This window comes from Bacillus sp. SH5-2, assembly GCF_008368905.1.
GTDB lineage: Bacteria > Bacillota > Bacilli > Bacillales > Bacillaceae_G > Bacillus_A > Bacillus_A luti.
The window spans coordinates 74,947-98,618 of record NZ_QOSD01000023.1; the positions used below are offsets into that span (position 1 = coordinate 74,947).

Consider the following 23,672-nt stretch of genomic DNA (forward strand, 5'->3'; position numbering starts at 1 on the left):
AATTAGTTTAAAATTTTCACTGTAACTGTTTTACGTCCCCAGTTACTTGATGTGCCTTTATCAGGCATTAAAACATCAATTTTATTACCTTTAATAGCTCCACCAGTATCACCAGCGATTGCTACTCCGTAACCTTCAACCCATACTTTTGAACCTAATGGAATTACACTTGGATCAACTGCAATAAGTTTCATGTTTGGATTAGCTGTTAAGTTATGACCCATAGCTGATTTTACGTGGTCGCCTGCTTTATAACCATTTTCAAGTGGATCTGCTGTGTAAGCTGTTGCTACAACGCGTAACTCACGAGAAGATGATGGTGCACTTGTTTCAGTTTCTTTTGCAACAGGTTGTTGTGTAGCTGGTTTTTGAGTTTTAGCCGCTTCACGAGCTTTAGCTGCCTCTTGAGCCTTAGCTTCTGCCTGAGCTTTAGCTGCTTCACGAGCCTTAGCTGCCTCTTCTGCTTTAGCCGCTGCTTGAGCTTCTGCTGCTGCTTGAGCTTTAGCAGCTTCACGAGCTTTAGCTGCTTCTTGAGCCTTAGCTTCTGCTTGAGCTTCAGCCGCTGCTTGAGCTTTAGCTTCTGCCTGAGTTTTAGCTGCCTCTTGAGCCTTAGCTTCTGCCTGAGTTTTAGCTGCCTCTTGAGCCTTAGCTGCCTCTTCTGCTTTAGCCGCTGCTTGAGCTTCAGCCGCTTCACGAGCTTTAGTTGCTTCCTGAGCCTTAGCTTTTGCTTGAGTTTCAGCTACTTCTCCTGCTTTAACTGCTTCACGAACTTTAGCTGTATCTTGAACTTTAGTTGCTTTTTCAACTTTCACTGCTGGTTGAACTTTAACTGGAGCTTTACCTGTTAAATAAGGAACATGAACATAAGCTGTTTTTCCGTTATATTCAAATTGGATCCAATCATTTTCAACTTGGTGTGTTGTTTCAATTACATCATCTTGCTTCAATTTACCAAGAATCTCTGAGTCTGTGTTTGCACCAGCACGTACGTTTAATACGTTAGCTGTTACGTAGTAAGTGTCTTTTGTATAGTCAGCGCTAATGAAAGCTTCTTTACCGCTATTCAATTTCACTTTTGACCATCCGTTTTCTGTATGTAAAACATTTACTTTATATCCATCTAATAATTTTCCTACAACTTTTGATTCAGTAGTTGGGTTTTCTCGTACATTTAGTACATCAGTCGTTACGATTGTTTCTGCTTTAGCAGATGTTGTGAAAATCCCAAGACCAAAAACCGCTGCTGTTGCTATACCCATAAATTTTTTCATAATAGCCTCCATTGCATTTGTTTTCGTTGACCTCATTATAGCAACCATTATTTTCTTATTTGCGAAAAACATAAAATTACAAAGCTTTCGTAACGGGTCATTAATATTCTGTAATAATTCCAGTAATATCCTAAAAGCGCTTTCTTATAGTTTTTAGGGGAGGTTTGAGCATATGATGCATAAAAAGGGGAGTATTTCAATTTCTAATAGGTTAATAATATTTCTGTAATGTTACACAATTGTTTCTCTGACGTTACAAAAATGGCGTATTTTGCTGTTGAAACAGGTGAATAGTTATGTAAAAATAACTATTTTGGGTGTAGAGGAATATAAATGAGGTGAAATTTAATAAAAAATCGCCATAATTGTTACAAAATAAGTCGAGGTATGGAAAAAATTACGCCTTGATTTTGGTCTGTCACATATTATTTTTGCAATAATAGGATTCTATAATAGCTTTAGTAGGTTAAAATAATTAAATGTGTTTATAACGTGAAACATATATAATAGAAGAAACACGATTTAATAGATAAATAAAAAACGTAGGAGTGTAAACTCCTACGTTTTTTATTTATTCATATCGTAAACATTCAATTGGATCCAGTTTTGCAGCTTTGTTAGCTGGCAGTAAACCGAATATAATACCGATTAACATTGAGATACCTACTGCAAGAAGTCCAAGTTCTTTTGAGACAACAAGTGGCCATCCGGCAAAGATTGAGACGATCCAAGCGAAGAAAATACCGAGCATGAATCCGATGAAACCACCGAGTCCTGTTAAAATACAAGATTCAATTAAGAATTGTGTTAATACTTTACCACGCGTTGCACCAAGCGCTTTACGAATACCAATCTCACGTGTACGTTCTGTTACAGATACAAGCATGATGTTCATTACACCGATACCACCAACAAGTAAGGAGATAGCAGCAATACCACCGAATACCATTTTCATCATACCGATTGATTCGTCTAATTGCTTCGTAAATTCACCCATATCTTGCGCTTCAAATTTATGCTCAAATTTAGGAGCCTTCATTTCATTTAAAACAGAAACGGCTTGTTTTTCTACACTTTTACGTTCTGCTGGGGAAACGAGCGTTAATTTTACAGTGTCATACTCAGTTACTCCAGAAATGACAGGGGCATTCTCAAGTGATGTATAACCTTCTGACATAGCCATTCCAAATTCATTTTTCGTTTCGTACACACCGACTACTTTATATGGTTTTCCTTTTATATCTGTGTATAAATTTGATTCCCAACCATTAAATAGTTTATTGAAAGCTTCCTCATTTAATATAACAGCAGGAATTGCTTGGTTTAATTCGCTGTCGTTTAGTTCACGACCGTGAACTAATTTTATTTTCGAATCTGTCATGAAGTCGCCTGTTCCACCTTTTAAATCAAGAGAAACATCTTTTGAACCAGCAGATGCTTTCACTTTCATACTTACATCTGGATACACATCTTTAACGCCTGGTACAGTTTGAAGACGGTTTAGCATATCAGCTGTAATTTTGGCGTTGTCTGGTCCATAATCAGGGTTTTTGTAGTAAATCGTTACTTCATTATCTTTTCCTTGGCCTAACTCTTTTTTAAACTTTGCGTTTGTACCATCACCCATTGAAATGATAGTAATAATAGCGCTAATACCGATAATAATACCTAACATCGTTAAGATAGAACGCATTTTATGAGCAAAGATAGAGGAAAGGGCCATGCGTATATTTTCACTCGTGTTCAAAATTAACCTCTCCAATCTTGGACGATATTTCCGTCACGAATTACAATTTGACGTGCTGCAGCTTCCCCGATTTCACGGTCATGGGTAATCATAATGATTGTTGAGCCTTGTTTGTTTAACTCGTAAAAGAGGTCCATAATTTGTGTACTTGTTTTCGTATCAAGTGCTCCTGTTGGTTCATCGGCTAAGATGAATTTTGGATTATTTACGATTGCACGTGCGACTGCGACACGTTGTTTTTGTCCACCTGATAATTCGTTCGGTAAGTGAGTAGCACGATCAGCTAAGCCGACTTTCGTTAAAGCGGCTAATGAACGCTCACGTCTTTCTTTTTTATCGACTCCAGCGTAGATAAGAGGTAGCTCTACATTTTGAAGTGCTGTAAGCCTTGGTAGTAACATAAAGTTTTGGAATACAAATCCGATCTCTTTATTACGAACACGTGCAAGTTCTGTTTCAGACATGTTTGAAATGTTTTGCCCTGCTAATTCATACGTACCTGTCGTCGGTTTATCTAAACAACCGATAATGTTCATTAATGTTGATTTACCAGAACCAGATGGTCCCATAATAGAAGTGAATTCCCCTTGGTTTAGTGTTACGTCAATTCCGTGTAAAATTTGAACGGACTCTGCACCATTTTGGAAGGATTTCGTGATGCCTTTTAAGTTAATCATTCAACGACAACCTCCATACCATCTTTTAAGTCTTTTTCAGGTTTAGAGATAATTTGTTCTCCTTTTTTTACTCCAGAAACTTTTACTTCGCTATCAGTCTCAAATTCAACAGTAACTGCTTGTTCTTTCGCTTTACCGTCTTTTACGACGAAGACAACATTTTTGTCACCTTTTTTCACGATGCTGCTTTTCGGAACAATTGTACCAGTTGCTTCGCCAGATTTACTTGTTACGTAAACGTGGAAGCCGTTTTGTAATTCTTCACTATTATCTAATGTGACAGTGAATTGATAGTTAGAAACTGTTTTGTTTTCGTCCATACTCTTTAATGGTGTAGAACCGATTTCTGTTACTTTTCCTGTCCAAGTCTTACCAGCGACCGTTTTTGAAGAAACAGTTACTTCTTGCCCAACTTTCATACTAGCAAGCTCATATTCAGAAAGTTGACCTTTCACTTTAAATGGACCAGCGTGACGAAGTGTAATACCGCTCATACCTGTTTTTTCATCTACAGTTTTCACGATATCATCAATTACGCCATCAGCAGGACTTGTTACAGAAAGTGTGTTTACTTTCTCTTTTGCTGCTTTAATCATTTCATCAGCTTTTTCTACTTCAAATTTCTTCATTTCAAGTTGTGATTCTAATTGCCCAACTTCAACTTCGGATGCTTTTAATGCTTCAGTAGGAAGGCCGGCATTTTTATCTTTTTGTAATTTTTGTTTCGCTGCATCAATTTGTTTTTGGAACAATGTTACTTCTTTTTGTGCGATTTTCTTTTGCATTTCTGCTTCCGTTACACCTTGTTTAGCAGTAGGATCATTATATTTAAACAGAAGTTGACCTTTTTTTACTTCCTCACCTTTTTTAACAGCTAATTCATACGTACCTTTTGTTGGATCAAATGAAATTGTTTCGATTCCGTTTGGAATGACTTCACCGCCAAATTTTTGTGCGTTTTCGATTTGTTTTTCTGTTACTTTATATCCGCTATATGCCATTGCTACGTCTGAACCGCCGCCAGCAAATGCAAAGTATGATCCAGCTGCAATTCCGATTGCTACTACACTAGTAATTAACACTTTATTTTTCTTCTTCATCTATTTATCACCTTTTCGTTCGTTTTAGTATCTACATTCAGTATAGAAGAGGTGAAGAATCTGACAAATCGTTTTAGCTTACAATAACCTTACAGTTTTGTAAGGTATGAATATGTAAATGTAAGGTAGAGCTTGTCCCAGTGTAAGCAAATGAATTGACTCGTCGTTTCTTTCTTACAATAATATTGTATGAAAGAGAGGAGGAAGGAAGATGGAAGCTTATTTTAGCGCGCATCCATTAAAACCATTTATTCCATACTCAAGGCAACACGCCCTTATATTATTTATTATGTTGGTGGGGATATTTTTTTTGTATCAATATCAAGATGTATTACGTCAAAGTGAGTGGAATATAACGGTTCGATATGCGATTGCATTTTTATTTATAGGGAGTGAAATTGGGCTTCATATGTGGGAGTGGAAAGCAGGGATTTTTGAGCTAGGCACTTCATTACCGTTTGAGTTATGTACGATTAGTTTATTATTAGCGTCGATTATGATCATAACGAAAAGTTACCGCATATATGAGATTGTATTTTTCACAGGAATTATTGGTGCATCACAAGCCATTTTAACACCGAACTTGCAGTATGCTTTTCCGCATTTTCGATTTATTGAATATTTTATCGCACATGTATTGCTCATTTGGGCACCGCTCTTTATGACTTGGGTGGAAGGATATCGTCCGACAGTACAATCTATTAAACGCACAATGATATTTTTAAACATATTGATTCCGATTGTTTCGTTTGTAAATTACAAAACAGGTGGTAATTATATGTTTTTAGCTCATAAGCCAGAAACGGCTTCATTACTTGATATGTTAGGACCATATCCTTACTATATTATTTCATTAGAAATTGCAGCGCTTATTGGATGTTTCATTTTGTATATGCCGTTTTCAAAAAGTGAAAAACATGTGCATAAAGAATCACTAGGATCATAACCTAGTGATTTTTTTATTGTAAATATTTACAATTCAGAAAATTAAGAATAAAATTAAAGAGTAAATTATATAGAGAGAAGGGGGAAAATGGTAAAGAAAGTTTTTTTGAATGGGATGGAAATGACAATTCAATTTATCATTTCAATTTTGGGTATTATTTTTTTAGGGGCACTGCCGAAATTATTTTATGGATTTGAGCTGAATGTATCAGCGTACATAAAGAGTCTAAAAGAAGTATTTGCGAAATTAATGGATATTTCCAATATGCAATATGCAAGTGATAAATTTTTATTTCCACAGTTGTTTGTTCATTATAAAGAAACAATGGTTATTTTCTTGTCTGCATTTTGCATTTCATTATTGGTAGCATTTTGTATCGTTTATATGATTATGAGTAGTTCACCGCGTATACAACATCGAATTAAATCGTTTCTCATCTTTCTAGAATCCATTCCAGACATTCTTCTTATTTTAGGATCACAAATTTTGGTTATATGGTTTTTTAAACAAACAGGTTTTTTACCTTTTAAAATTGCGGCAATTGGAGGCGAGTCCATTAGAGGATTGCCGATACTTTGTTTGAGCATCCCGACTACGATTATGTTTGTAAAACTGTTAGTACTTCGTTTTGAAAATGAGTTAGAAAAAGATTATGTATTATTTGCTAAGGCGAAGGGCTTAGGTCGTTTTCATATTTTAAATCGTCATATTTTGCGAAATGTGTTGCTTAGTACACTCTTTTTTGCAAAAACGAATATTTGGTTTATGTTATCAAATTTATATATTATAGAATGGATTTTTAATACGAGAGGTATTTTTATGTTTGTGAAATCATATCCGGATATGAAGGTTGAGTTGTTCATTGTTAGTGTGCTACTTATCTACATTCCAATTTTTATTTTATTTAAATCGTTTCATTATCTCGTTCCGGCTGCGATGAAGGAGAGATTATAATATGTGGACGTATATAAAACGTGATAAAAGGTTTTGGATAAGCGTTGGATTTTTTCTCATATTAGTTCTTTTGAGTATTGGAAATACGATATGGAATGATGGACAGATTAGAAAAGTTACACTGCAATATGATGCGGCAGGAAACCCAGAAGTGCCACCGTTTTCACCTTCATTCCAATTTTTACTTGGGACAGACCGGAATGGATATGACCTTTTACATTTAGTAATTGAGGGAGCAAAGTGGACGATTGGAATATCGTTTTTAATCGCATTACTTAGAATGGTAATAGGAGTGTTTTTCGGTGTTTTGCTCGGAACATATATAAAAAGAGGCTTTTCAAAGATTGAGGCTTTTTTTGATAGTTTCACAGTTATTCCGACAGTTATGATTGCGTATTTCTTTCTTCAATCTGTGAATACCTTTGGAAGCGGAGAGGAGACATCAACTTTTTTTGAGCGAGCTTCGTTTCAAGTTGTATTACTTGTAGCGCTTGCTTTGCCAGTTATTGCACTGTATGTCGCGAAGGAAGTTCGTAAATTACAAACAGAAGAATTTATTGATGCAGCGCGCATATTAGGTGGATCGAGAAGGCACATTGTTATAAGGCATCTTTTTCCGCATCTCTATATGACGTTTATACTTGTATTTCTTCAACAGTTTACTCAAACCTTGACCATTTTACTTCATTTAGGGTTGCTTGAGGTGTTTTTTGGAGGGACAGTCCAGTTTGGTGGACCGATAGGGATAAAAGAAATAGAATCGTACACACATGAATGGTCAGGGTTAATTGGGGTATACTTTAGATCTTTAACAGTGCATCCATGGATTCCTCTCGTCCCAATTACATTTTTCGGGCTTACCATTTTTTCAGGAAATATGATTGTAAAAAGTATAGAAGAGGCGATGTTGAAAGTTCGATTAGGGGGAGAAATAAAGAAGGAAGTTGTAGAAGAGGAACAATCTGCTGTACAGTCAAAGGAAGAGTTGTTTACGTTTAAACATACGATGTGAAGAGAAAAAGAAGCAAGCATGGATTTCATGCTTGCTTCTTTTTACTTTGCAGAAACTTCACCTTCAGCTTCTGTTTGCGGAATACAGTATCCGATTATACCACCAATTATTGCTGGAACGATCCAGCCGATTCCTAAGTTATAAAAAGGAATCGTGTGTACGATATTAGCGATAAAACTTGGTATCATTCCCACATTATCAAGTGCATGAATACAGCTAATAATGAATGCTGCGATCATTGCTCCGATGTAGACAGAAGGTTTACGTTTCGTATATTTATCTATAAATGATACGAAAATTAAAATAATCGTAATTGGATATAAAATAATTAATACAGGTAATGTAATTTTGATTAATAAACTTAAACCTAAGTTTGAAATAACGAAGCTAAAGATACAAACATATAGTACGAGCTTTTTGTAAGAAACGTTCGTTAATACTGTTGCAAAATAGTTGGCGAATGCACTTACAACGCCGATTGCTGTTGTTAAACAAGCGAAGATAATGGCGATACTTAATAAAACATTACCGCTTGTCCCAAAGAATTGGTACATAACAGTCGCTAATAGTTGACCACCGTTTTCGAATTGTCCTAAGTTGCCGTTTGAGGCGCCGATATAACCGAGTAGGAAATAAACAATTGTTAAGAATAGGGCTGCAATGCTTCCGCAAATAATTGTATATTTCGCAATCGATTTTTTCTCTTGTATACCGTTTTGGCGAATTGCATTTACAACAATCGTTGATAATACGAGTGCGCCGATTGCATCTAACGTTAAAAATCCTTCAAGAAATCCTTTGAAAAATGGAATTTCTTTATAGTCACCAACAGGTTCTGTAAACGTTCCTGGTGAAAGAATTGCTTTTGTTGCCATAATTGCAATAATTACCAGTAAAATTGGCGTTAATATTTTTCCGATATGATCTACTAATTTTGATGGATTTAATGATAAGAAGTAGACGACTGTAAAGAAAATCGCACTAAAAACTAACATAGAGTACCATTGGTCTGGGAAAAGTGGTGCAATCCCAATTTCGTAAGATACAGATCCAGTTCGTGGAATAACAAATAGTGGGCCGATTGAAAGATAAATAATGATAGCGAATACTGCTGCGAATTTTGGATGGACACGGCTCGCTAAATTATTGAAACTACCACCCGCGAGGGCAACAGCAACGATTGCTAGTAAAGATAAACCGACGTCTGTAATAATAAATCCTGCAATAGAAACCCACATGTTTTCTCCAGAAGAAAGTCCAAGGAGTGGTGGGAAAATCATATTACCAGCACCGAAGAAAACTGCGAATAGTAACAAACTAATCGAAAGTATTTGCGCTGGTTTTAAAGTTGTACGCATATAAAGAAAATCCTCCTAATGAGTGTTTTTGTCGAAAATTCAAATAATTTGTCGAGTAACTGTTACTATTTTAAAGGTCTGATGACTAGAAAGCAATAGGGAATTTTGAAAATATTAAAAAATAATGCATTAAATCGAATAAATATACTATTTATATCTTTAATAGGAAGGATTTAACTTATAACGTAAAAAAACACATATCGCTAGGATACGTGTTTTAAAAAAATATTTTTTTATCACGTTCTTCTTTTAAAATTTCAACTGCTTCTCGGAAACGTTGTGAATGGACAATTTCTCGTTCACGTAAGAATCGTAAGCTATCATTTATGTCGGGATCGTCTGATAAGTTAATGAGCCATTGATATGTTGCGCGTGCTTTTTCCTCAGCGGCAATATCTTCATATAAATCTGCGATAGGGTCTCCTTTTGCTTGAATGTAAGTAGCAGTAAAGGGAACGCCACCAGCATTATGATAAAACAACGCACTATCATGATTAGCGTACTGTGCGTCTAATCCAGCAGCTTTCATTTGTTCAGGTGTTGCATCTTTTGTTAATTTATAAATCATTGTAGCGATCATTTCTAGATGTGCGAACTCTTCTGTACCAATATCGGTTAGTAAACCGACAACCTTGTCAGGAATCGTGTAACGCTGATTTAAATAGCGAAGGGCAGCAGCCAGTTCACCGTCTGCACCACCGTACTGTTCAACTAGTAATTTTGCAAGTGCTGGATTGCAAGTTCCTACTTTAACTGGGTATTGTAATTTTTTTTCATAAATCCACATAGTTTCTCTCCTTTATATTTGCCATGGCCAAGGACCTTTGCTCCATTCCCAAGGGGCATTAGAATAGCTATTTCCAAACTGTTGGAGTGGCCCGTATTTTTCTTCCATCTTTTGTTTTAATACTCTTCGTTTATAGGAAAAGTCATTAAATTGATTAATCGCGGCGGTGTCATCTGGATGTGTATCTAAATAAAGAGTGAGTTCAACTAGTACAAAGTCCAGTTCTTGAAGCTCCAGTAAAAGCTGATAGTATTCTTCTGGTAGCGATTGAGTCACGTCAGTAGTCACCGCCCTTTTTTATAAGGATTTTCATAATAGTCATAAAAAACAGGCCATAAAGTCCCTTTTTGTAGCGCTTCTTTTGGCGTGAATTGCGGTAAGTTTGGCGGTTGAAAGCCTAAAAATAAATTAGGCGGAGTAGAATAATATTTTTTTCCGATAGGAGGACAAGGATCGAGAGGACTATGATAGGGCACGAATGATCTCATATATTTATTCACAAATAGACCTCCTTAAATGTTCATTACTACGTATTGTATTCAGACATAATGAGCATTTATGACACATATAAAAAAGTAATAAGTACAGGGGGAATGAATGTGGAGAATGTAAAGAATTTAATTGTGTTAGAAGTAAAGAACTTAAAGGAAACTCTGTATTTTTACGAAGGGATTTTAGGAATAACACCTAGTTCAGAGAGGCCGCAATTAGATGTTACAGGGGTTTGGTATGATACCGATTCAACGAGAATTAGTTTTGTTATGAATCGCAGTTTGGGCGGGTGTGAGAAGAGTGTTGCGGACTCAGTTGATGTTCTAACGTTTTCAATTTCTAACATAGAGAATGTAAAGAAGAGGTTAGTATTTTATAAAATTGTATATAGAGAAAACAAAAGCGAGAAAAGTATTATAGTACAAGACCCAGATGGATATAAACTTCAAGTGGTAGAGAAGGATGAATAAAAGGAGGGAATTTAGTGGAGAGAAATTATGAAGAAAGTGCGTTGTTTGAGCATCAATTTTGGCTAAAAGTACTTACTGATCATGCACAATTTTTACTTGATGCATTAGCTCCGAAGGAAAAAGAGGATATAAAAAAAGCTACTTACTTTGTTGAAACATTTACGAATTTGTTAAATAAAGTTCGGAATGTGAACCTGATGGCATTCTCAAAAGAGGCAGAACAAGCTGCTAAGGAAATTCGGACGTTTAAATTAAATATTATACAGAAACAGTTGGAAGGAAAAATTACAATTCATTTTACGCCAACTTTTATCAATCATATGGTAAACGAAGTAGAGGAGTATATAACAGTGTTAGAATTTTTAAAGAAGGGAGAAATTCCACCTGTTTTTCATGAACTGCATTATCATCTCGTTTGGTTAACGGATGCGGCTGGTCATGCGGGCTCTATTTCTGGTGGGCTAGATCTTGTTGAAAAAAGATTAAAAGAGAAAAGTGAAGAATTTACGAAGCACTTTGAACAATTTTACTTAAAAGCGGTTGAGATGACTGGCTATTTACGGACAGAGCTTCATCATTTTCCCGCGTTAAAGAAGTTTACAAAAGATGTTTCACTTGAACTAAAATTATTTTCACATTTTTTACATGAAGTTGAAGAATTGGAGCTATCGAATGAAATATTAAGTGCATTATCAGCGAGAATGGCAGATCATATGGCAAGAGAGGAATGTTATTATTTATTAAAATTAGCTCAATCATCTGGACTCGAAATGCCGAAATGTAATCCGCTTTAAAGAAAAAGAGGTCAATTTTATTTGGCCTCTTTTTCTGTTTTATTGTCTCTTTTTATTTTTGCTTGTTCAATACTTGCCTGTAATGTCTCCATGATATTGATGATGTTTGGAGCAGGAGAGATTGTTTCGGTTTTTTCTTGTTGTTCAATTTTCTCTTCGATTAATTCGGTAAGGGCTTCTTTATACTCATCTGTATACATTTCTTGTTCAAAAGGATTTGTAAGGTGGTGGATTAAATTAATAGCTGCGGTGAGTTCTTGTTTTTGGATAGGATAATTTTCATTACTTGGTAAGTTAGGTGTATTTGTTATATTGCGAATTTCATTAGGGTAGTGAATGGTTTGCAACATAAGTCCATCTTCAAAGTTACGGATAATAGCTAAATGTTGTTTTTTTCTAATGGAAATATGAATCAGCCCAAGTTTATTTGTACGCTCAAGGGCTTCTTTTAATAATAAATACGATTTTTCATGTCCCAGGGTAGGGCCTATAAAATAAGAGCGGTCATAAAGAATAGACTCAATTTCGTTATTTTGAACAAAAGATATAATACGAATGGATCGTGGTTCGTGAGCTTTTTGCAACGCAGCTAATTCTTTTTCATCCATAATAATGTATTTATGAGGTGCGTATTCATAGGCTTTTACAATATTTTTATCATCGACTTCTTCATCCGTACAATCGGGAGCGAATTTTTTATATTTAATAGGTGTTAAGCATTCTTTATGGAGACTTAAAAATTTTATATCGTTTTCTTCTACGGCGCTATATAGTTTAATTCCTATATTTAATAGTCCAAGTGAAAGTGCACCTTTCCATACGGTATGCAAATGAAACCTCTCCTTTCATTCAAAATGATTATGTATATTATGAGATAGTAAGAAATTTCCTATACGTTTTTTGTTTTTTACGGAAGGGTAAGCAGGAGGGCTTGGGATATAAAATATATTGACAAGCCCTCCAAAATATTTTAATGTGATTGTATAAAATTGTGTATATAAAGGGGAGTAACTTATTACAGTAAAGTCGTCATTACAGGGAGAAACCCTCGGCTTTATTGGCAACGTTACGTTGTTAGTGAGACCTTTACCAGCAATGGTAAAGGCCCCTTTCTGTCTTCTTTAGGACCCTTACCATATTTGGTAGGGTCCTTTTTGTATACAAAGAGAGGAGATATAAAAATGAAAAAACTTATAAGTAGATTAAGAGTTGTATTTCATGTTCGCAAGTTCGTTCCATTTTTATTTGACTTTTTCACTTCAAAAGAGGTTTCAATAAAGAAGAAAGTTTTATCTATTGCTTTTTTAGTTGGTTATGTTGCGATGCCACTCGATTTCATTCCAGACTTCTTACCGTTTATCGGTATTTTAGATGATATTGGAATTGTTTTATTTATTTTAAATCGAATTGTAAAAATGGCGCCAGTTCAATTGCAAGAAAAGCATAATGTAAACGTAGGATAGGAGTTAAAAATATGGAGCAAATTATTTTAGATATAATTGAGTTTTTAAAGCAGTTTTCTTATTTTGGAGTTGTATTAGCATTAACGTTTGAATTTATTCCGGCAGAAGTAGTTTTGCCCATGGTTGGGTATTGGGTATACGAGGGTGATATGAATTTTTGGCTAGCTGTATTAGCTGGAACACTTGGCGGAACGACAGGACCGTTAACGTTATACGCACTCGGTTATTACGGTGGCCGTCCTCTATTAATAAAGTACGGGAAATACTTCTTTATTAAAGAAGAACAAATTCAAAAAGCAGATGATTTCTTTGAGAAATATGGACCAGTTGTAGCATTTGTTGGACGCTTTGTACCGGGAGTTCGAACGCTTATTTCTGTTCCATGTGGTATGGCGAAAATGAACATATGGAAATTTAGCATATATACATTTGTAGCAATGTTCCCGTTAACGACTTTATATGTCTATTTTGGAATGAAATTAGGTCCGCATTGGGCAAAAGCAGCGGATGTTGTTGGACAATATATGCTACCAATATTAGGAGGCGTTATTCTTATCGTGGCTAGTATCTTTGTCTATAAATATATGAAAAAAAGAAACAAAACGGAATCTATCTAGTTAGCAGTAATAAGGTTTGCTTATTTTTTGAAACTGGATGAATAGTACAGGCAAAAGACTCTGAAGGACATACACATATAGGGAATATAAAAGAGAGAGGGGAAACAACTATGTCTTGTGAGTGCTCAGGGTCAGCATTAACTTGCTGTCCAGATAAAAATTATGTGCAAGATAAAGTGTGTAGTCCGTGGTCTGCTACTGTAGTTGCGACAGCAATTGATAATGTTCTCTATACAAATAATATTAACCAAAACGTAGTTGGTACTGGTTTTGTTAAATATGATGTTGGACCAGGACCGATTACTGTAGAAGCACTGGATTCTGCTGGGGCTACAATTGATACACAAACGTTAAACCCAGGAACGAGTATTGCTTTTACGTATCGCCGCTTTGATAGTATACAAGTTGTGTTACCTGCAACACCTGCTGGAACGTATCAAGGAGAATTTTGTATTACAACACGTTATCCACTTTCATAGCAGAATAGGAGAGGATTGAAATGGGAATGAGAAGTTCCAGTTTGTCTTGTTGTTCTAATAAAACACTTGTGCAAGATCAAGTATGTACAGACTGGTCTATTACAGGTGCTGGTACTCAAATTGTATATACAAATAATATTACGCAAGAAGTATATGGTTCAGGGTACGTGAAATATAATGTAGGTGCGAACCCGATTACAGTTGATTTTTTAGTAGGTGCTACAGTAATTGATACAATTACTGTACAGCCGCAAAGTAGTGGTACTTTCACTGTACGATATTTTACTACTGTCCGAATTACTACGACAGGAACAACTGTTAATCAAGGAGAATTTTGTATTACAGTACGTTATCCAATCTCATAAAAAAGCATACCGTAAGTGGTATGCTTTTTTTATTGAGAAAGTAATGAAATTGGTATTCTATAAGCAACATGTAAATTGGCAACAGTACTTGCCTTCTAAATATAGTGAAGGATTACTTTGTATATTAATAATACTGACAGATTGTAAGTCTTTGCCTGTGTAAGATATCGTATTGCCAGGAAACACAGTGAAAATATTGGTTACTGCTCCAACGATTTGAATTGTAACTGCTTCGGTGCTGCTAGTACTATTGTAAACCGAGACCGTACCTGATATAAGTAGTATCCCATCACTTTGCCACAGTATCATTGATTGTGATGTATCTTTGGCAGATGGAATGGTGTTATTCGTTATGAGGAAATTCCCTGCAAATTCATTTGTTACTCGCTCGCAATTTGGATTTGGAGGAGGGGGCGGTGGACAAGGGTCTGGACAAATGATAGATAAAGGAGCGAAACAGCCAATATTTTTTTGGTACTTCAATACAACCCCTCCTTTTAAGTTGTCTTTTACTACTATTAAATGTAGAAGCATGGCCGATGTGTTAAAAAAAGAAGGAAATGTTAAAAATTAAGATTGTCTAATAGGCTTAAATTTCAACTTATCATTAGTGTTATAGAAAAGATTATATGTGAATAGTCATAGGAAAAGAATGATCAGACTCTTTTTAGACAAAAGGTGGTTATATACAATAGTAAGAGGAATGTTGGACTTAACTTCTAATTAACTGTATATTTACAAAAATCTAATAAAATTCATTTGTTATTTAAACGACATTAATATGCTTTAGATAAAATAGCCCTTGTAATGAATCAATTATTATGAGGAGGATTCACGTGGACAGAACAGCTTTACGAAAAGTAAAAGGCCTTATTGGATTATTAATGGTTTTTGTATTAGCGTTTGTATCATTTCCGTGGAGTACATCAGTCAAGGCAGAAGAGGAAAAGCAAGAAAAGGCACCAAGTGAGAAGAAGATAGTTTTTCCAGTTGTAAGTGATGTACACATTAAAAATAGTGGAACAGATGATACATTTCGCTGGAAACGGGCAATCGAGCAACTTAATACACTTGCACCTAAACAAGATGCGTTCGTAATTGTGGGAGATTTTACTGATTCAGGATCGGTACAACAATATGATCGTTTCATGCAAGTGTATAATGAAAATGCAAATAAAAATGCCGTGCGAATGAATTCTCTTGGTAACCATGATTATTGGAACGGTTTATCTGTAGAGGGAGCACAGAAGCGCTTCTTAGAAAAAACAGGAATGGAATCAATTTATTATCATAAAGTAGTAAAAGGTTATCATTTCCTTGTTATGTCTCCAGAGGATGGAACAACTCATGGATATTATTCGGACAAGCAAATTAATTGGTTAAAAGAAGAGATGGCAAAGGCGCAAAAAGATGATCCAGAAAAACCAATTTTCGTATTTTTACATCAACATATTAAAGATACAGTATACGGTAGTCAAGAATGGGGAACAAAAGATAGTGCGAAAATTAATGAGGTATTAAAAGAATACCCACAGGTTATTACGTTTTCAGGCCATTCACACTATCCGTTAGATGATCCAAGATCGATTCATCAAAAAGATTTTACATCGGTTGGCACATCTTCAGTAAGTTATATGGAGGTTGAAGGTGGTAAAGTACAAGGAAATATCCCGCCAGGAGCAAGTACTTTAAGTCAAGGTTTATTAGTAGAAGTTGATGATGAAGAAGTAACGATTAATCGCCGTGATTTCCATACAAATTCTTGGACAGGCGAGCCTTGGAAAATTAAATTACCGGCAAAGAAAGATACATTTACACATGTAGAAGATAGAGATAAAGAAAAGCCATACTTTGCTAAGGATGCAAAGCTTGCTGTATCAAATGTAACAGAAAATGCGGCAACAGTAACGTTCCCGCAAGCGTTGGACAACCTTCTTGTTCATTCTTATCGCGTACAAGCAAAGGATAAACAAACAGGCGAGATTAAAAATAAATTATTAGCATTCTCAGAGTTTTACCGTGACCCAGTGCCAAAAGACCTTACGTTTACGCTTGCAGGGTTAGATGGCGGGAAAACATATACGTTGGAAGTTGTTGCAATTGATTCATTTGGCAATGAAAGTGCGCAGCCGTTAACGGCAGAAATTACTACGAAAAAAGATGATATTGACCCGAACGTAAAAGTACCAAAGGCTGATGTTTTCGATGTGAATTTTGCAGATGGTACATTTAAAGACAATTCACCATTTGGTACAAAAGGTGATGTGAAGGGCAATGTGACTATTGAATATGATAAAGCATTGAAAAAGAATGTGATGAAGCTAAACGGACAAGCAAATACATTTGGATACCTTCCGTTTTCAGCAGCACAAAAAGAAAAAGTAGCAAATACGTTTACGTTAGAAACTGTATTTTCAATGAATGAACTTCGCGGCCAAGGTATTTTGCAAAATACAGAGAGCGGCGGAATTGGTTTTGAGTCTACAGGAAGTGGATATGTTGAATTATGGGCTCACATTGGCGGCAGTTATAAACGTGTTGGAGTTCAATTAGAAGCAAACAAAACATATCACTTAACAGGAACGTATAACGGAAGTGAAGTAGCAATTTACGTAGATGGTAAAAAAGTAAATAGTCAGCCAGCTACAGGGAAAGTGTATCATCCGAACGTACCATTTGCACTTGGAGCTGATCCTGGTAGTAATGGAAATGGTGGTATTCCGTTAAACGGTAAAATCGCGCTTGCGAAATTATATAGTAAAGCGTTAAGTTCTTCAGAAGTATTAGCAGCGTACAATGAGTTTTCTACTCGTACGAAGTTAGAGCAAGTAAATGCATTATTTGAAGAGCTTGGAAAAATAAAAGAAGTGTTAGCTGGTACGTATGAGTTTGGTGATAAGCCAGGTCAATATTCAAAAGAGGCGTTTCAAGAATTAGAGAAAAGCTATAATAATGCAAAGCAAGTGTTTGAAAATGTAGCAAGTACTGGGGAACAAATTATTCAAGCGTATAATGAATTAAAAACTGCAAATCAAACATTTGTACAATCTAAAGTAGTAGAACAACCGAAAACACTGAAAGAAAAATTACAAATCAATATTGAATCTGCAAAAGCAGTAGTGAAAAAAGCGCAAGCGGCGAATGTAACGGACGGTTCAGTGAAATCATTACATCAAAAAATTACAGTTGCAGAGGCTGTATTAAAAGATGTGAAAGTAAAAGATGCACAGGTAGAAACGATGAATCGTACATTAGAGTATGCGATTTCAATTGTTGAAAAAAGTATGAACAGATAAGAGTGAAGAAAAAGAAGCTTATCATGATAGGCTTCTTTTTTGTTATACTAAAAATAGCATAGAAAAAGGGAGCGAATAAGTTGGAACAGAAAAAACTAAAAAGAATTCTTGAATATGTATGGATCGCGGTTGTGCTCCTTGTAGGATATTATTTATTAAAAGATAAAAGTATTTGGGTTCTATTTTTAATGACGTTTTTATTAGCGGGTTTAGGCACGTTATTTATTAATTTCTTCTTTGATAGTTTAAATGCATGGAAGAAGAAAAAGAAGGGAACGAAGTAAAGGAGGGAATATATGCAAAAGTGGAAGCTCATATATCAGGTGATTATTTTTCTATTACTTGTAGGTATTGGAATTGTTAAATACTCAACGCCAATAGGAAATTGGGCATGGTTTACAGCTTGCATCGGCATATTTTTCATTTTACAATCGTTAACGAAAAAAAATAATAGTACAGAAAGATAGCTCGCCGTTTCATCGGCGAGCTATTTTGTTATGCTTTTTTCTTTTCATCATTTGTTTTTTCAGTAGCTAAATGACTATGTTTTCTAGAGTAGAAGAAATAGAAGCATAAGCCGGCTATAAGCCAAGCTATAAAGCTAAGCCATGTTGTTTTAGACAAATTAATCATTAAATATAAACAGCAAAGAATCGCAACAACTGGTAATACAGGTACGAAAGGTGTACGGAATCCACGTTTTAAGTTAGGATGTGTTTTTCGCAAAATAAGGACAGCGCAGCAAACGAATGTAAAGGCTGTTAACGTACCGATGTTTACTAAATTCGCTAATACGTGCAGGTCTAAAAGTCCTGCTAATAAAGCAGCAACAACGCCAGTGATCCACGTATTTAATAAAGGGACTTTTACTCTTTTATTCACACGCGCTAACGCTTTTGGAAGTAAACCGTCGCGGCTCATCGCATACGAAACGCGAACTTGTCCATACATAACGACTAAAAGAACGGTTGTCATTCCCGTCATCGCCCCAACAGCGAGTAGTCCTGCAATTGTATCTTCACCAACGAAATGCAGTGCAAATGCAACTGGATCAGAAACATCTAATTGTGTATAAGGAACCATACCCGTTAAAACGAAAGATACAATCATGTATAAAACAGTACAAATAAGAAGGGAACCAATAATGCCAATTGGTAAATCACGTTGTGGTTTTTTCGTTTCTTCCGCAGCGGTTGCAATCGCATCAAAACCTAAAAAGGCAAAGAATACAGTAGCAGCTCCAGTAATAATACCGTCGTATCCGAATGGAATGAACGGTGTCCAGTTTTCAGGTTTTACATATTTTGCGCCTGCTACGATAAAGGCGATAATAACAGCTAACTTGATAAGAACCATAATATTATTAATGCGTGCGCTTTCACGTATACCAAAACTTAATAAACCAGTAATGAGTAGTAAAATACAAACAGCTGGTAAATCAATCAGACCACCTTTTCCGACGCCAGGGGCCGAAGCGATAATGGCGGGAAGGTGTACGTTAAAGCCTTGTAGTAAAGATTGTAAGTAACCAGACCAACCGACAGCTACGGCTGCGACTGCCAGTAAATATTCGAGCATTAAACACCAACCAACGATGAAGGCGACGACTTCTCCGACTGTCATGTATGCGTAAGTATACACACTTCCTGAGACAGGTATAGAAGAAGCAAATTCCGCATAACAAAAGGCTACGCAAGCACAAGTAAATGCAGCAATGAGGAATGAAAGCATAATACCAGGACCAGAATGTTTTGCTGCGACAATACCTGTTAATACAAAAATCCCTGTCCCAATTACGGCACCAATTCCTAAAAACGTTAAATCAAGTGCTGTTAATGTTCTCTCTAACTGCCGTGGTGATTCAGTACTAAGCGCTTTTTTTCGTAATAATGACTTCACTTTGGACTCTCCCCCCGTTTTTTCATTTCCATAACCGCGAATATAGTATGAGTCCACTAAAAAAGAGTATGTAAGGAAATGGAGGTACAGTTATGGTATGTAATTTTTGAAATTGCTGGATTAATTTTATTATAATTCAGAATATTTTGTCAAATAAAAATATGACAAATAAAATGCGGATGAATAGGAGAAACTACTTGCAGAAATAGACGGGGGTTACCAATCTACTTCAGATGGAGAAAACCCACTGATTAAAGTTAAAGTAGGAGTAGATGCTATGTTATTTTATTTTGAACTTGTCGTCATTTTACTTTGTACGAAATTGGCTGGTGACATTAGCGTAAGACTCGGTCAGCCTTCTGTACTAGGTAAATTAATTGTCGGTATTATTATCGGTCCAGCAGTACTCGGTATTATAAATAGTTCTGAACTGATTGATGAACTGAGTGAGATTGGTGTTTTACTCCTTATGTTTATGGCTGGACTTGAAACAGATTTAGAAGAGTTAAATCGGAATTTGAAATCATCATTTGCAGTAGCGGCTGGTGGAATTATTTTTCCTTTCATCGGTGGTTATGTAACGGGATTGCTGTTTGGATTAATACAATCTCATGCAATTTTTTTAGGATTATTGCTTTGCGCAACGTCAGTTAGTATCACAGTGCAAACGTTACGTGATTTAGGAAAAATGAATACGAGAGAAAGTACAACGATTTTAGGTGCTGCCGTATTTGATGATGTCATTGTCGTTATTTTATTAGCGTTTGTTATGAGTTTTTTAGGCACGCAAGATGTGAATATAACACTTGTTATCGCAAAGAAACTTATTTTCTTTGTAAGTATTGTTTTTATCGCATGGAAAGTGGTTCCGTGGATTATGAAAATGCTTGTCCCACTTCGTGTATCAGAAGCATTAATTAGTGCGGCACTTATTATTTGTTTCTCTTTTTCGTATTACAGTGAAATGATGGGGATTGCAGGTATTATTGGAGCATTTGCAGCAGGGATTGCCATTTCTCAAACGGAGTATAAGCATGAAGTAGAACATAAAATTGAACCGATTGCTTATGCGATATTTGTGCCGGTGTTCTTCGTAAGTATCGGAATGGAAATTACATTTCAAGGCATTGGAAGTCAACTTTGGTTCATTATTATTATGACGCTTATTGCGATTTTCACAAAGTTAATCGGATCAGGTTTAGGAGCAAGATTAACAGGATTCAACCTTCAATCTTCTATTAGTATCGGTGCGGGAATGGTATCGCGCGGAGAAGTAGCGCTTATCATCGCAGCAAATGGACTTACGGCGAATTTATTAGCGAAAGAAAATTTCACGGCGATTGTCATTGTTGTTATATTAACGACGATTATTACGCCGCCACTTTTGAAGAAGTATTTCGTCTAGAGAGGAAGAGCTTATCTGATGTAGGTAAGCTCTTTTTTTATTCCCAAAAGCAATGATCATATAGCATGAAGGGTTTGTAATTATGGTAAAATCTATGTATGTGATATGACAAGGAGAGGGAAGTGTGAAGATTACGAAGGAGAAGGTTATCGGTGTAATCGTACTTATTGCAGTATGTATACCATTTACTGCATGGAAAGAATCAAAAGTGAAAGATTTTCCGATTTCTATTTTTTCGGAAGAGGCAGATGGTGAGTACGATCAGAAGCTGAAATATACTGCTTTTTTACCTGATGTTGCGATTTGGATGAACGGTTGGGAAAAGAAGTGGACAGAAGGGGAAAGAACTGTTTATCAAAAAGGGAATCGCATTGTAAATGTGTTTCATCCTCCTGGCGATGATGGTTTTTACCTTCTTGAAGCAAGAGAAAATAAGTGAACGCAACCGTAAGAAGTGGAGGTTAAATAGTGAAAGCTTCAACATTACTATTTAAAATTGAAAGTAATATGGATCAATTTTCACCAGCTGAAAAGAAGGTTGCCATGTACATAATGGAGAATGCAGAGATTGTACCGAATTTAACGACGAAAGAAGTGTCAACGAATGCAGGCGCAAGTGAAGCGAGTGTCGTTCGCTTTTGTAAATCGATTGGAATCGGAAGTTTTAAAGCATTTAAGATAGCACTCGTTCGTGAATTAACGATTGCTGATTATAATATTAACGATTTTTCAGTGATGAATACGGAAGATGGACCGTACGACTTGTTTAATAAAGTTACATATGTGAATAAAGCTGCAATTGAGGCGAGCGTTACGGCTATCGATAAGAAGGAACTGGAGAAAGCAGCGGACCTTATTGTAAATGCGGATAAAATTATATTTTACGGAGTAGGCGGATCAGCTACTCCGGCGATGGACGGGGCTTATAAATTTACGAGGCTCGGATTTACAGCGATGATGCTATCTGATTTTCATATGATGTTGCCACTTGTGACGAATTTAAAAGAAGGCGATATATTTGTGGCGATTTCAACATCGGGTCGTACGAAAGATATACTTGAGATGGCGCAATATGCGAAAAGACAAGGTGCAACAGTTATTGCAATTACAAAGCTCGATCAATCATCACCTTTATATAAAGAGGCAGACATTCGTCTTTGTATGCCAGATGTAGAGCAAGATCACCGTATTGCGAGTATTGCTTCAAGAATGACGCAACTGAATATGATTGATGCTTTATATGTAATTACTTTCAACCGAATTGGTAATAATGTATTGGATCAATTTATGGAGACAAGAGAAGAAGCAGTGCGGTTACGGAAGTTAAAATGAAAAGATGGGGAAACCCATCTTTTTTTGCATACTGACATAAAGTGAAACTTTAATAATTGGGGGTTTTGTTCATCCCCCAATTATTATTAGTTGAACCAATCGGACTTTTACAGGCAGTTGATCCCCCACCTATCTTTTTTGCTTTCGCTGAATTTGAGGTGGGGGTCTTACTGCCAGTTAAAGTGGGATAAATTCGTCATGAAAAGAAATTAAATTTCATAAAATAATAAAGTAATGTTGATTTTAAATTTCTTAAAGTTATAATTAAAGTATGAAATTAAATTTCAAAGTAGGTGGTAATATGTTAGAAAATTTGTCGACAGAACACCGTAATGAAAAGACGATGAATTTAGATGAGATGAGTATAAAAGAAGTGTTACAAAGTATGAATGAAGAAGATCGAACTGTTTCGTTAGCAGTTGAAAAAGAGATAGAACAGATTGAAAAAGTTGTGCAGACTGTTATTAAATCTTTTGAAGAAGAGGGCCGATTAATTTACATTGGGGCTGGTACAAGTGGCCGTTTAGGTATTTTAGATGCAGTGGAATGCCCACCGACATTTGGTACAGATGATAAAATGGTGCAAGGATTTATAGCAGGTGGAATGAAAGCGTTTACCAAAGCGGTGGAAGGTGCCGAAGACCGCGAAGAGTTAGCAGGAGAAGATTTAAAAAGTATTGGATTAAACGAGAAAGATACTGTGATTGGAATTGCAGCAAGTGGCCGAACTCCTTATGTAATTGGCGGATTGAAATACGCGCATAGCGTGGGAGCGAGCACTGCGAGTATTTCTTGTAATAAAAATGCTGAAATAAGTAAATATGCAAAATTAAATGTGGAAGTAGAAACAGGCGCAGAAATTTTAACAGGCTCAACGCGTTTGAAGGCTGGTACAGCGCAAAAATTAGTACTCAATATGATTTCAACAGCATCTATGATTGGTGTTGGGAAAGTATATAAAAATTTAATGGTAGATGTTCAATCTACAAACGAAAAGTTAGTAGAACGATCAAAACGAATTATTGTGGAAGCAACAGGCGCTAGTTATGAAGTAGCGACAGAGTACTATGAAAAAGCAGAACGTAACGTGAAAGCAGCGATTGTTATGGTGTTATTGCAGTGTGAGTATGGGGAAGCGTTAGAGAAATTAAAATATGCGAAAGGGTTTGTGAAGAAGGCATTATAAAATAATAGGGAGGGGGATTCTA

The 23,672-nt window shown here is 35.9% G+C and carries 28 protein-coding genes; 17 read left to right on the forward strand and 11 right to left on the reverse strand.

Annotated elements, in window-relative coordinates:
- Positions 1 to 2: 2 nt before the first annotated feature.
- The 4 genes from entC to DN410_RS20720 form a co-directional block, all read right to left on the reverse strand.
- On the reverse strand, positions 3 to 1,394 hold the full coding sequence (gene entC, locus DN410_RS20705) for a cell wall-binding protein EntC (protein WP_149177859.1): 1,392 nt from the start codon (positions 1,392 to 1,394) through the stop codon (positions 3 to 5).
- 448 nt (positions 1,395 to 1,842) lie between these two features.
- Positions 1,843 to 2,994, reverse strand: coding sequence for an ABC transporter permease (locus DN410_RS20710; protein WP_415783941.1), 1,152 nt, complete (start codon positions 2,992 to 2,994; stop codon positions 1,843 to 1,845).
- Between the two features lie 26 nt (positions 2,995 to 3,020).
- Positions 3,021 to 3,695 carry an ABC transporter ATP-binding protein gene (locus DN410_RS20715; RefSeq protein WP_000609103.1) on the reverse strand — a complete coding sequence of 225 codons (675 nt, stop codon included), beginning with the start codon at positions 3,693 to 3,695 and terminating at the stop codon, positions 3,021 to 3,023.
- Positions 3,692 to 4,795 carry an efflux RND transporter periplasmic adaptor subunit gene (locus DN410_RS20720; protein ID WP_149177860.1) on the reverse strand — a complete coding sequence of 368 codons (1,104 nt, stop codon included), beginning with the start codon at positions 4,793 to 4,795 and terminating at the stop codon, positions 3,692 to 3,694. Before DN410_RS20720 ends, DN410_RS20715 begins: the two co-directional genes overlap by 4 nt.
- A 211-nt stretch (positions 4,796 to 5,006) precedes the next feature.
- On the opposite strand from DN410_RS20720, the gene DN410_RS20725 reads away from it, so the two are divergent.
- The 3 genes from DN410_RS20725 (at position 5,007) to DN410_RS20735 (ending at position 7,707) form a co-directional block, all read left to right on the forward strand.
- Positions 5,007 to 5,741 (forward strand): YwaF family protein, encoded by a 735-nt coding sequence (locus tag DN410_RS20725; protein ID WP_149177861.1) that lies wholly within the window; start codon positions 5,007 to 5,009, stop codon positions 5,739 to 5,741.
- 87 nt (positions 5,742 to 5,828) lie between these two features.
- On the forward strand, positions 5,829 to 6,695 hold the full coding sequence (locus tag DN410_RS20730; protein WP_149177862.1) for an ABC transporter permease subunit: 867 nt from the start codon (positions 5,829 to 5,831) through the stop codon (positions 6,693 to 6,695).
- Between the two features lies 1 nt (position 6,696).
- The gene (locus DN410_RS20735; RefSeq protein ID WP_149177863.1) at positions 6,697 to 7,707 is read left to right on the forward strand and encodes an ABC transporter permease; all 1,011 of its coding nucleotides are present in this window, start codon (positions 6,697 to 6,699) and stop codon (positions 7,705 to 7,707) included.
- Positions 7,708 to 7,748: 41 nt separating this feature from the next.
- Here DN410_RS20735 and brnQ2 read toward each other — a convergent pair whose 3' ends face one another.
- The 4 genes from brnQ2 to DN410_RS20755 form a co-directional block, all read right to left on the reverse strand.
- The gene (gene brnQ2 / locus DN410_RS20740; RefSeq protein ID WP_149177864.1) at positions 7,749 to 9,065 is read right to left on the reverse strand and encodes a branched-chain amino acid transport system II carrier protein BrnQ2; all 1,317 of its coding nucleotides are present in this window, start codon (positions 9,063 to 9,065) and stop codon (positions 7,749 to 7,751) included.
- A 217-nt stretch (positions 9,066 to 9,282) separates the two neighbouring features.
- On the reverse strand, positions 9,283 to 9,852 hold the full coding sequence (gene cotJC / locus DN410_RS20745) for a spore coat protein CotJC (protein ID WP_132134262.1): 570 nt from the start codon (positions 9,850 to 9,852) through the stop codon (positions 9,283 to 9,285).
- 12 nt (positions 9,853 to 9,864) lie between these two features.
- Positions 9,865 to 10,128: a spore coat protein CotJB gene (locus DN410_RS20750; RefSeq protein WP_000194492.1), complete on the reverse strand. Its 264-nt coding sequence runs from the start codon at positions 10,126 to 10,128 to the stop codon at positions 9,865 to 9,867.
- An 8-nt stretch (positions 10,129 to 10,136) separates the two neighbouring features.
- The gene (locus DN410_RS20755; RefSeq protein ID WP_001046257.1) at positions 10,137 to 10,352 is read right to left on the reverse strand and encodes a spore coat associated protein CotJA; all 216 of its coding nucleotides are present in this window, start codon (positions 10,350 to 10,352) and stop codon (positions 10,137 to 10,139) included.
- 48 nt (positions 10,353 to 10,400) lie between these two features.
- Between DN410_RS20755 and DN410_RS20760 the strand changes: the two genes are divergently transcribed.
- Both DN410_RS20760 and DN410_RS20765 read left to right on the forward strand, forming a co-directional pair.
- Positions 10,401 to 10,814 carry a VOC family protein gene (locus DN410_RS20760; RefSeq protein ID WP_149177865.1) on the forward strand — a complete coding sequence of 138 codons (414 nt, stop codon included), beginning with the start codon at positions 10,401 to 10,403 and terminating at the stop codon, positions 10,812 to 10,814.
- Positions 10,815 to 10,828: 14 nt separating this feature from the next.
- The gene (locus tag DN410_RS20765) at positions 10,829 to 11,608 is read left to right on the forward strand and encodes a DUF2935 domain-containing protein (protein WP_149177866.1); all 780 of its coding nucleotides are present in this window, start codon (positions 10,829 to 10,831) and stop codon (positions 11,606 to 11,608) included.
- Positions 11,609 to 11,625: 17 nt separating this feature from the next.
- Here DN410_RS20765 and ku read toward each other — a convergent pair whose 3' ends face one another.
- Positions 11,626 to 12,438 carry a non-homologous end joining protein Ku gene (gene ku / locus DN410_RS20770; RefSeq protein ID WP_149177867.1) on the reverse strand — a complete coding sequence of 271 codons (813 nt, stop codon included), beginning with the start codon at positions 12,436 to 12,438 and terminating at the stop codon, positions 11,626 to 11,628.
- A gap of 351 nt (positions 12,439 to 12,789) precedes the next feature.
- On the opposite strand from ku, the gene DN410_RS20775 reads away from it, so the two are divergent.
- The 4 genes from DN410_RS20775 to DN410_RS20790 all read left to right on the forward strand — a co-directional run bounded on the left by DN410_RS20775 (position 12,790) and on the right by DN410_RS20790 (position 14,532).
- Positions 12,790 to 13,071, forward strand: coding sequence for a YkvA family protein (locus DN410_RS20775; RefSeq protein ID WP_149177868.1), 282 nt, complete (start codon positions 12,790 to 12,792; stop codon positions 13,069 to 13,071).
- A gap of 11 nt (positions 13,072 to 13,082) precedes the next feature.
- Positions 13,083 to 13,688, forward strand: a complete 606-nt coding sequence (locus tag DN410_RS20780) for a DedA family protein (RefSeq protein WP_149177869.1) — start codon at positions 13,083 to 13,085, stop codon at positions 13,686 to 13,688.
- A 110-nt stretch (positions 13,689 to 13,798) separates the two neighbouring features.
- On the forward strand, positions 13,799 to 14,167 hold the full coding sequence (locus DN410_RS20785) for a DUF3992 domain-containing protein (protein ID WP_061675607.1): 369 nt from the start codon (positions 13,799 to 13,801) through the stop codon (positions 14,165 to 14,167).
- A 20-nt stretch (positions 14,168 to 14,187) separates the two neighbouring features.
- Positions 14,188 to 14,532, forward strand: a complete 345-nt coding sequence (locus DN410_RS20790) for a DUF3992 domain-containing protein (protein WP_149177870.1) — start codon at positions 14,188 to 14,190, stop codon at positions 14,530 to 14,532.
- Between the two features lie 57 nt (positions 14,533 to 14,589).
- On the opposite strand, the gene DN410_RS20795 is transcribed toward DN410_RS20790, so the two are convergent.
- Positions 14,590 to 14,973 (reverse strand): S-Ena type endospore appendage, encoded by a 384-nt coding sequence (locus DN410_RS20795; RefSeq protein ID WP_370456825.1) that lies wholly within the window; start codon positions 14,971 to 14,973, stop codon positions 14,590 to 14,592.
- Between DN410_RS20795 and DN410_RS28825 the strand changes: the two genes are divergently transcribed.
- The 4 genes from DN410_RS28825 to DN410_RS28045 all read left to right on the forward strand — a co-directional run bounded on the left by DN410_RS28825 (position 14,858) and on the right by DN410_RS28045 (position 18,295).
- On the forward strand, positions 14,858 to 15,106 hold the full coding sequence (locus DN410_RS28825) for a hypothetical protein (protein WP_370456826.1): 249 nt from the start codon (positions 14,858 to 14,860) through the stop codon (positions 15,104 to 15,106). The two genes, DN410_RS20795 and DN410_RS28825, sit on opposite strands and share 116 nt — an antisense overlap.
- A gap of 262 nt (positions 15,107 to 15,368) precedes the next feature.
- The gene (locus DN410_RS20800) at positions 15,369 to 17,828 is read left to right on the forward strand and encodes a LamG-like jellyroll fold domain-containing protein (RefSeq protein WP_149177872.1); all 2,460 of its coding nucleotides are present in this window, start codon (positions 15,369 to 15,371) and stop codon (positions 17,826 to 17,828) included.
- 80 nt (positions 17,829 to 17,908) lie between these two features.
- Positions 17,909 to 18,112: a hypothetical protein gene (locus DN410_RS20805; RefSeq protein ID WP_000435800.1), complete on the forward strand. Its 204-nt coding sequence runs from the start codon at positions 17,909 to 17,911 to the stop codon at positions 18,110 to 18,112.
- Positions 18,113 to 18,124: 12 nt separating this feature from the next.
- The gene (locus tag DN410_RS28045; RefSeq protein WP_179958631.1) at positions 18,125 to 18,295 is read left to right on the forward strand and encodes a hypothetical protein; all 171 of its coding nucleotides are present in this window, start codon (positions 18,125 to 18,127) and stop codon (positions 18,293 to 18,295) included.
- A gap of 28 nt (positions 18,296 to 18,323) precedes the next feature.
- Here the strand turns inward: DN410_RS28045 and DN410_RS20810 are convergent, their stop codons facing one another.
- Entirely contained in the window at positions 18,324 to 19,727 is a 1,404-nt protein-coding gene (locus DN410_RS20810; RefSeq protein WP_149177873.1) for a branched-chain amino acid transporter BcaP, read from the reverse strand.
- Positions 19,728 to 20,004: 277 nt separating this feature from the next.
- Here DN410_RS20810 and DN410_RS20815 point away from each other — a divergent pair, with 277 nt between their 5' ends.
- The 4 genes from DN410_RS20815 to murQ all read left to right on the forward strand — a co-directional run bounded on the left by DN410_RS20815 (position 20,005) and on the right by murQ (position 23,650).
- Complete coding sequence (locus DN410_RS20815; protein WP_000899805.1) at positions 20,005 to 21,132, forward strand: cation:proton antiporter; 1,128 nt, start codon at positions 20,005 to 20,007, stop codon at positions 21,130 to 21,132.
- A 124-nt stretch (positions 21,133 to 21,256) separates the two neighbouring features.
- The gene (locus tag DN410_RS20820; RefSeq protein ID WP_149177875.1) at positions 21,257 to 21,571 is read left to right on the forward strand and encodes an outer surface protein; all 315 of its coding nucleotides are present in this window, start codon (positions 21,257 to 21,259) and stop codon (positions 21,569 to 21,571) included.
- A gap of 29 nt (positions 21,572 to 21,600) precedes the next feature.
- Positions 21,601 to 22,464: a MurR/RpiR family transcriptional regulator gene (locus DN410_RS20825; RefSeq protein ID WP_149177876.1), complete on the forward strand. Its 864-nt coding sequence runs from the start codon at positions 21,601 to 21,603 to the stop codon at positions 22,462 to 22,464.
- A 301-nt stretch (positions 22,465 to 22,765) separates the two neighbouring features.
- Entirely contained in the window at positions 22,766 to 23,650 is an 885-nt protein-coding gene (gene murQ, locus DN410_RS20830) for an N-acetylmuramic acid 6-phosphate etherase (protein ID WP_149177877.1), read from the forward strand.
- The last annotated feature ends 22 nt before the right edge of the window (positions 23,651 to 23,672 follow it).

Excerpts from the sequence above, each read along its gene's own strand:
- DN410_RS20710 (WP_415783941.1), bottom strand. The coding sequence starts at position 2,994 with ATGGCCCTTTCCTCTATCTTTGCTCATAAAATGCGTTCTATCTTAACG.
- DN410_RS20715 (WP_000609103.1), bottom strand. The coding sequence starts at position 3,695 with ATGATTAACTTAAAAGGCATCACGAAATCCTTCCAAAATGGTGCAGAG.
- DN410_RS20720 (WP_149177860.1), bottom strand. The coding sequence starts at position 4,795 with ATGAAGAAGAAAAATAAAGTGTTAATTACTAGTGTAGTAGCAATCGGA.
- DN410_RS20725 (WP_149177861.1), top strand. The coding sequence starts at position 5,007 with ATGGAAGCTTATTTTAGCGCGCATCCATTAAAACCATTTATTCCATAC.
- DN410_RS20730 (WP_149177862.1), top strand. The coding sequence starts at position 5,829 with ATGGTAAAGAAAGTTTTTTTGAATGGGATGGAAATGACAATTCAATTT.
- DN410_RS20735 (WP_149177863.1), top strand. The coding sequence starts at position 6,697 with ATGTGGACGTATATAAAACGTGATAAAAGGTTTTGGATAAGCGTTGGA.
- brnQ2 (WP_149177864.1), bottom strand. The coding sequence starts at position 9,065 with ATGCGTACAACTTTAAAACCAGCGCAAATACTTTCGATTAGTTTGTTA.
- cotJC (WP_132134262.1), bottom strand. The coding sequence starts at position 9,852 with ATGTGGATTTATGAAAAAAAATTACAATACCCAGTTAAAGTAGGAACT.
- DN410_RS20760 (WP_149177865.1), top strand. The coding sequence starts at position 10,401 with ATGAGCATTTATGACACATATAAAAAAGTAATAAGTACAGGGGGAATG.
- DN410_RS20775 (WP_149177868.1), top strand. The coding sequence starts at position 12,790 with ATGAAAAAACTTATAAGTAGATTAAGAGTTGTATTTCATGTTCGCAAG.
- DN410_RS20780 (WP_149177869.1), top strand. The coding sequence starts at position 13,083 with ATGGAGCAAATTATTTTAGATATAATTGAGTTTTTAAAGCAGTTTTCT.
- DN410_RS20785 (WP_061675607.1), top strand. The coding sequence starts at position 13,799 with ATGTCTTGTGAGTGCTCAGGGTCAGCATTAACTTGCTGTCCAGATAAA.
- DN410_RS20790 (WP_149177870.1), top strand. The coding sequence starts at position 14,188 with ATGGGAATGAGAAGTTCCAGTTTGTCTTGTTGTTCTAATAAAACACTT.
- DN410_RS28045 (WP_179958631.1), top strand. The coding sequence starts at position 18,125 with ATGCAAAAGTGGAAGCTCATATATCAGGTGATTATTTTTCTATTACTT.
- DN410_RS20815 (WP_000899805.1), top strand. The coding sequence starts at position 20,005 with ATGTTATTTTATTTTGAACTTGTCGTCATTTTACTTTGTACGAAATTG.
- murQ (WP_149177877.1), top strand. The coding sequence starts at position 22,766 with ATGTTAGAAAATTTGTCGACAGAACACCGTAATGAAAAGACGATGAAT.